The 6,954-nt window shown below is 59.7% G+C and carries 5 protein-coding genes and 1 rRNA gene; 3 read left to right on the forward strand and 3 right to left on the reverse strand.

The genetic code is table 11. The annotated features are described in order from the left end of the window. Window positions 1–46: 46 nt before the first annotated feature. On the reverse strand, window positions 47–1,129 hold the full coding sequence (locus ACFMO7_RS01305; protein ID WP_376793733.1) for an FHA domain-containing protein: 1,083 nt from the start codon (window positions 1,127–1,129) through the stop codon (window positions 47–49). A 457-nt stretch (window positions 1,130–1,586) separates the two neighbouring features. Further along, entirely contained in the window at window positions 1,587–2,729 is a 1,143-nt protein-coding gene (locus tag ACFMO7_RS01310; RefSeq protein WP_376793734.1) for a hypothetical protein, read from the reverse strand. Between the two features lie 395 nt (window positions 2,730–3,124). Here ACFMO7_RS01310 and ACFMO7_RS01315 point away from each other — a divergent pair, with 395 nt between their 5' ends. Genes ACFMO7_RS01315 through queG form a run of 3 tightly spaced genes read left to right on the forward strand, consistent with a single transcriptional unit; the run spans window position 3,125 to window position 6,520 of the window. Continuing rightward, complete coding sequence (locus tag ACFMO7_RS01315; protein WP_376793735.1) at window positions 3,125–4,240, forward strand: ABC transporter ATP-binding protein; 1,116 nt, start codon at window positions 3,125–3,127, stop codon at window positions 4,238–4,240. Between the two features lie 37 nt (window positions 4,241–4,277). Then, a complete protein-coding gene (locus tag ACFMO7_RS01320; protein WP_376793736.1) occupies window positions 4,278–5,234 on the forward strand; it encodes an ABC transporter permease in 957 nt (318 codons plus the stop codon). A gap of 14 nt (window positions 5,235–5,248) precedes the next feature. After that, window positions 5,249–6,520, forward strand: coding sequence for a tRNA epoxyqueuosine(34) reductase QueG (gene queG, locus ACFMO7_RS01325; RefSeq protein WP_376793737.1), 1,272 nt, complete (start codon window positions 5,249–5,251; stop codon window positions 6,518–6,520). Between the two features lie 184 nt (window positions 6,521–6,704). On the opposite strand, the gene ACFMO7_RS01330 is transcribed toward queG, so the two are convergent. Beyond that, window positions 6,705–6,954, reverse strand: a 23S ribosomal RNA gene (locus ACFMO7_RS01330); the annotation flags it as partial.

Raw genomic sequence — 6,954 nt, forward strand, 5'->3', positions numbered from 1 at the left:
CTCTCCTATTCATATCGAGCCGACCGCATTCCAGAATTCTCCTCAGCTAGCTGCTCTGGAACTGGCTTTGGGTCTGAGGAGCCCGATCAATCTTCCAGGTACCATTCTCGCGCACAAAATTCATCGTACCTGTCACCACGCGCGAACTTCGCTGAAAACTCAGCGACAATTGGGCGGTGGCATGGTCCCCGTTTTGCTGGAAACCAGTAGCTGAACAGGCGGTCACCGGTCCCACCAGCGACGTCACTGTCTGAAAAGCCTGAGTAAACTGCTGCTCACTCTCACTCGCCCGCAGATTCGACGAGAACTGGCCGTAGGCCGTATGGTAATCCCCATTTTTCAGAGCACTGCAGAAAGTATCGACCGTCTTCTGAGGCGATGAGGAGAGCAGACCCAGAGGGCCAGGGAAATTGAGCGGGTTAAAGAGCACCACGACCACAACAAGCGCTAACAGCACAAGCACCAGCAGTCCGGCAACCAGGCAGCCTGCACGCCCTCCACGCTTTGCTTGTGGTTGCGGCTGCACGGGGAACTGTGGATAGCCCACCCCCTGAGCAGGGAAGGGTGGCGCTCCCTGGGGAGGCGGACCATAAGGCGACGGTTGACCAGGGTAGCCGGGAGGTCCAGCCGGCGGCTGCTGACCATAGCCCTGGTTGGGAGGTGCTCCATAGGACTGAGCCGGCCATCCTCCTTGCTGCGCGTACGCCGCCTGTCCCTGCACGGGAGGGGTTCCAGCCGCGGGCGGTTGGTAGGGCGACTGAGGATAGGAAGGGGCCGCTGGCGAGGGCTGGAACGGCTCGGCCGGGCCAGCTACAAGCGTGCGCTCTTCTGCCTCGCTCCCCACTCCAGTGACCTCATAAGTAAAGACCGTCTCCCCAAAGCGAATGCGGTCGCCCGGGTTAAGACGCTGGGGAACCTGACTGGGCAGACGCCGATCATTGACAAAGGTCCCATTGGTACTGCCACGATCAACCAGACTATAGCCCCCACCCTCAGCGCGGAATTCCGCATGGTGCGAGGAAACCTGCGGATCGTTTAGACGAATCTGATTATCAGAGGCGCGCCCGACCGTCGTCACGCCCGGCCCCAGGGCAATCCGCCCCTGTGGGCCACTCAAGCTTGCTTCCACAAGAGAACTCCTTCTTCCTTATCGTACCTGCAATCTGTCCATCTGCTGGCTTGCTCGCAGTAACCTGTTCGACCAGACAGTCCCAGTCGCAGCAGAGGCCCACTCATGAGTATCACTGATTACCACGCAAGCAGAGGCGGTGCCGCTTCGACATCAGATCTACCGGCTCACTTCCCTCTCGACTAAAAGCTGATCCAGGACAAGAAGCCTGCCTTTTCTCCGCCAGCCTTGCCCACCCTTAAGAACTCCAAGAAGCAGCTCAAGAACTTACAGTGACAGGCTACCGAATCACGGTGCTCTGGCAACCCAATCCGTATTCCATCCATAGAAAGCAGGCCGCCTGCTCGATCCTGCCCGGCTCATCTTTTCCACCTCTTTAAAAACGCAGCAAGGAAGCTTTTTTCCAGGGGAGCTATCCAGAGCTTACCAACGCCATTCAGCTCCACGAGCCGGGTGCTCACGCCAGCGTCTTGAGGCGCCAAATATCTGCTTCAAGCACCAGTTCATCTTGATCGGTCTCCGTCTTGCCATTGGCATAGGTAATGATAGCGTTCACAACGAAAAGGTCACCTTTTTGCCGCATCGCCCCGACAGAGCAACTCTTTATGCCTCCATTGCTCTTAATGACTGGATCGACCAGGTTAATAAACTGGCGCTGGCCTCCAAAGTGAGCCTGGAAGTCCAGACTGAGCAGCTCATAGGCCGTAGCGTAAGCCCCTTGCTGCAACGCCTTACAAAAACTCAGGAGGGAGCGCCTCGGCGTTGACAGCGACGACAAGGCATCGATTGACCAGCCTCCGGCAGCAGGCACCAGCAGGGCGGTATTTTGCTCCGGCTGAGCCTCATCGCGATAGCCTACCACAACCTGGGCTTTAGCCTGCGTCGGAGTCACCGTCTCAATCTGCGATGAACAGGAGCTGATTCCGCCTACAAGCAAGCCAAAGAGTCCACGCGAGACATGCAGCTGCAAGAGTGGTGTTAAATCGTCATAGGCCGCCTCGGCTTTTCCCGCCTGCAACTGAGCGCAGAACGAACTGAGCAAGCGCGGTAGAGCAGTGAGCGCCTCATCTTCAGCAATCAGCCAGGTGCCGTTTTCCTCGCTCAGATTGAGCTGCTGGGTCTGCTGCCGACCAGAGCTGGAGAGTTGCAGCAGCGCCGTAGCCTTTGGGCCCTGGAGGTGTGTAACGCTATAGCTACAGCGCTCTGTTCCTCCCAACAAGCCAGCAAAGACCACGAAAGGAGTCTGACGCTGCAGGGCGGGGTCCAGGTACTGATAGGCCGATCGCGGATCACCCTGACTGAGAGCAGCGCAGAAGGCTGCTAATGACTTTTCTGGGGTTGAACGCAGCACATACAGATAGCAGAGGGACGCAGCAGCGGCCACAGCCAGCAGCAGACCAACGGCGAGAACAACCAGGGCGAGCCGTCGCCTCGGGTGCCGACGGCCTCCGCTCGCCGGTGCTCCAGAGACCGACCAGGTGGAATCTCTGGCCACCATAGATGGCAGTCCTCCAGGGCCAGTGTGAGCCAGATGACCGTTGGCATTGACCCCAGCCGGCAGCCCCTGCAGATGACCATCGTCAGGATCAACGGACCACATCAGCGTCTCTTTTCCTTTCTTCCTTTCCCTCTTATCAAGTTGGCAACCATCGCTCCGCTCCTCACTCATCAGCCGGCTGACCAGTAAGCAAGCAGCTTAACGGCGGCGTCAAGGGCAAGAAAGCGGCCTTTACAGACCCGGCAAGGACCTCGCCGGTCCGGCCGAGCTGGGCTACTTGCCACTACAGAGCAAACAAGGCATACTAAAGAGACAGCAAGAGCGCCACAGAAGCAGAGGGGACAGGATCGAGCTAGACCGAGCCGGCCGCTGGTCGGCCCGGCCAGGCAGGCGCTTGGCGCCAACCTTTCACTCCCGACCAGCGCGCCCTGGGCAGAAGTACCAGGTACAGCGGCCCACCCGACAACTCTTGGCGAATACGCTGCAAGGAGCAAAGCGTGAACGACGTCATTCTCAGCGGAGAAGATGAGACCATCATCAGCACCAGCAGGCTGACAAAAGCCTTTGGGAACCTCGTGGCAGTCAACGACCTGAATCTACAGGTAATGCGAGGTGACGTCTTCGGCTTCCTCGGTCCCAACGGCTCGGGCAAGACCACCACTATCCGCATGCTGCTGGGGCTGATCCGCCCCACAGCGGGTCACGCCTTCATCTTCGGCATGGACAACCAATACCAGCTCCCGCAGATCCTGCGGCGCATTGGAGCCGTCGTCGAAACGCCCGTCTTCTATCCCTATCTCTCCGGGCGAGACAACCTGCGAATCGTCGCAGCCGCTTCGGACATGGCGGCTCATCCCCTCAACGAAAAGCGTATCGAAGAGGTGCTGGAGCTTGTCGAACTGCGCGCGCAGGCCGGGCTTGCCTACCACAAATATTCGCTTGGGATGAAGCAGCGGCTCGGTATCGCCGCCGCCCTACTGACCGACCCCGAACTGATTATTCTAGACGAGCCGACCAATGGACTGGATCCTGTCGGCATGGTTGAGATTCGTCAACTCATCGCGCGCCTCGCCCAGCAGGGGAAGACCATCTTTCTCTCCAGCCACATTTTACACGAAGTTCAGCAGGTCTGTAACCGCGTAGCCATTCTGCACCGGGGCAACCTCATCAAGCAAGGCAGTGTCGCCGACCTTCTGCGCCAGAGCGAGCACATCCTGATCCGCATGCGCAGTGCCACGGAGGTTCAGGCGGCTCTGCAGGTCCTGCGGGAAGCGCGCGCAGGGGGGGCCAGCTGGATCAAGGCCATCGAGGTCATGGGAGCCGAGCCTGACGAGCGGCCAGGATGGGGGAGCGGAGCCAGAGATCGGAACGTAGGAGCGCTCCGCGTCGAGGCTCCGGCGGAGCGTTCGGCAGAGATCAACGCCTTGCTGGCCCGGCGCAACCTCTTTGCGGCAGAGCTACATCCCTACCAGGGCAGTCTGGAAGAAGCCTTCCTTGAGCTAACCTCGGCAGCTCAGTTTCCAGGAGCCTCAGTCTCCGTCCCCGATATCAGCGGCCTGCCGGCCTTCACCTCTCATGGGGGAGAGCCGTCGAGAGAAGGCCGACCCTGGTAAGCAAATGAAATGAAGGGAGTCAGGAGGAGCCGAGCCAATGCATCCAGCGGACACCAGCCCTTCCACTCGAACGGCGGAGAAACAGCCATTAGCTGATCGGCCTCCCAACCCTTCCATTGTTCTGGGCCGGCGCGACTACCTGAGCGTTCTGCTGCGGCTGACCGCGATGGAACTCTACAAGCTCCGCCAACGTCCTCTGACGCGGGGCCTCGCCTTGATCGCTCTGCTGACCCCGCTGTTAGTCTTTGGGACGCTCTTTCTGTTCTCTGCGGGCGACGGCACCGGTCAGGTAGCGCAACTGCTGCTGCCGCCAACCTCCATCAACATCGCCGTACAAACGGCCCTTACGCCTTTCACCATTCTGATCATCGTTCTCGCCGGAAGCAGCGCTGGTGGCGAATACACTCAGGGGACCATTCGCCTCCTCTTCACGCGCGGACCTACACGCAGCCAGTTCCTTCTAGCTAAGGTGGCGGCCATGCTAATTTACAGTATCTTGGGGATCAGCGCCATGACCCTCAGCGGTCTGCTCAGCGGCTATCTATTCAGTCTACTCCGGCAAGTGTCAGGTCCCAGCGCTTTTCTCACCACAAGCTGGCTGCTTCACACCGGTCTCTTTCTGCTTCTCGCCATGCTCAACTGGTTCATCTTCGCCGTCATCGCTCTCTTCTTCGGCATCCTGGGTCGCTCAAGCGCTGCAGGCATCGGTGGGGGCCTTGCCTGGTACCTGCTAGAGCCTATCTTTGGACAAATCTGTCAGCTAAGCAGCGGGCTAGTCCAAGGCCCAGTCAGCGCCTTCCTGCGTGCCATCCCCAACTATTTGATAGGCAATAACCTTGCCAGCCTGATGGCCCATCAGGGGTATTATATCTTTGGCAGCAGCAGCGCCTCTACTCTCTCCGATCTGGAAGCCCTGGCGGTACTGCTGGCCTACCTCGTTCTCCTTTTAGGTATCGCGGCCTGGCTGAACCACAGGCGCGACATCACTAACTAAGATCCAGACCAGAGATGAAGATGCTCGATGCTGGCCCAATCAAAGCCTATGGCCACGAACTAGGTTTCGACCTTGTACGTATCACTGGAGCCGAAGCCTTTCCCGAGGCTGAGCGAGTGATCAAGGAGCGCATTGCCGCCGGCCTGATGGATGGGCTGCCCTGGTTCACCAGCGAGCGGGCAGAAGTTTCCTGCCATCCTGACGCTCTTCTGCCAGAGGCGCGCTCGATCATCGCTCTGGCCATGTGCTATCTCACCGAGCCACCAGAAGAGCCACAAGATGATCAACCACGTGGACGCATCTCACGCTACGCCTGGGGAGAAGACTACCACGAGATCATCAAGCCCAAACTCAAGCAATTTGCTGAGTGGCTGCGAGAATACGCACGCCGCGAAGCCGGGCAGGAGCTAGAAACACGGCTCTTCGTCGACACGGGGCGTATGGTCGACCGTGCCGTTGCCCAGCGAGCCGGCATTGGCTGGTATGGCAAAAACACCACTATCCTCACACGTGGCTGGGGCTCGTGGGTCTTTCTGGCCGAAATCGTGACAAACCTTCCGCTCCCGTCAGATGAGCCGCTCCAGGCCAACTGCGGCAAATGCGAGCGCTGTCTGCAAGCCTGCCCCACCGGAGCCCTTCCTGCTCCCTATGTCCTGGACAACCGGCGCTGCATCTCCTATCTCACCATTGAACTACGCGGCAGCATCCCCCGCGAGCTGCGTCCTCTCATGGGGAACCTGATCTTTGGCTGCGATATCTGTCAGGAGGTCTGTCCTGTCAACCAGGTGATCGAGAGGCGGCTTGGACTGCATCAGACAAAGCACCCGCCGGTGCGTGCCGGAGCAGAGGGGACAGCAGCAGACGGGGGAAAGCAACAGCGACCTCAGATCTGGCTGAGAAAACGCGCAGAGTTCCTTCCGCGGCCCCAGATCGGCGGTGCGCCCGAGCTAATCCCCTTGCTCTCCCTCACCGAAGAGGAGTTCCGGGCGCGATTCCGCCATACTCCCATCTGGCGAGCCAAACGCCGTGGCCTGCTACGCAACGTCTGCGTGGCCCTTGGGAACCTGGGCGACAGGCGAGCTATTCCGGCCCTGGTCCAGGCGCTCGAGGACGCAGAGGCTCTCATTCGCGGGCATGCGGCCTGGGCCCTGGGACGCCTGGGGGGGCAAGAAGCTCGCCAGGCACTGGCAGCGCGGCTGGAGCGGGAGGAGGATCCTGAAGTTCGGCAGGAGATCCAGGAGGCCCTGAGCATGCTGGAGAGCAGGAACCAGGAGAGTGAGAAATAAAAAAAGGCGCTGAAAACGCCTTTCTTCAGGTGAGAAACAGAATCCTTGAGGCGCCAGATCGGCCTTGAAGACAGACAACTGATCGCGGGACACTTGCCTCAATTTTGCCGAGAGAGCAGACAGCAGCCGCCTGCCGATGAGCGACATATGGTTCGAAGAACGCAGCGCCATGAAGTGCATAGGAAGGCACAAGCCGTTCGGTCATTAGGGCCGGTCAGCTGCACCTGTTACCAGGTGTCCACCTCCGGTCTATCAACCAGGTCGTCTTCCTGGGACCTTATCTGTCCTGCTGGAACAGGACAGCGGGAAGCGCCTCTTGGGGTCGGCTTCGCGCTTAGATGCTTTCAGCGCTTCTCCTCGCCCGACGTAGCTACCCGGCTCTGGCCTGGGCAGGCCAACCGGCTCACCAGCGGTCGAGCCCTCTCGGTCCTCTC

This window comes from Thermogemmatispora sp., assembly GCF_042408735.1.
Lineage (GTDB): Bacteria > Chloroflexota > Ktedonobacteria > Ktedonobacterales > Ktedonobacteraceae > Thermogemmatispora.

Coding starts and splice junctions, on each gene's coding strand:
- ACFMO7_RS01320 (WP_376793736.1), top strand. CDS start 4,278: ATGCATCCAGCGGACACCAGCCCTTCCACTCGAACGGCGGAGAAACAG.
- ACFMO7_RS01310 (WP_376793734.1), bottom strand. CDS start 2,729: ATGTGGTCCGTTGATCCTGACGATGGTCATCTGCAGGGGCTGCCGGCT.
- queG (WP_376793737.1), top strand. CDS start 5,249: ATGAAGATGCTCGATGCTGGCCCAATCAAAGCCTATGGCCACGAACTA.